This window comes from Eubacterium sp. CAG:156 (assembly GCF_000434315.1).
In the GTDB taxonomy this organism is placed as follows: domain Bacteria; phylum Bacillota; class Clostridia; order Lachnospirales; family Lachnospiraceae; genus Eubacterium_U; species Eubacterium_U album.
Map to the genome: position 1 here is coordinate 508 of NZ_FR878182.1, position 205 is coordinate 712.

General features: G+C 32.2%; 1 protein-coding gene. It reads right to left on the reverse strand.

From position 1 onward, the window contains the following. The coding region (locus tag ABMA45_RS09340; protein WP_348030239.1) for a PTS sugar transporter subunit IIC at nucleotides 1-205 on the reverse strand (205 nt) is incomplete at both ends.

Genomic DNA, 205 nt, shown 5'->3' on the forward strand with positions numbered 1-205 from the left:
TAATAGCTACAGGTAATACGCTTAAATTCATATACGCAACTAATATAAAACCTATTGCCACAAAGCCTATGTACTTCTTTGTAGGCATATATGTAAGCAACATTCCAATACCAATAACAGGTAACATTCCACATGCTATTGATAATCCTCCTGTAAACCATTTTGGCATTGAATTAACTATAAAATCTGTTACGTTTTCACCAAA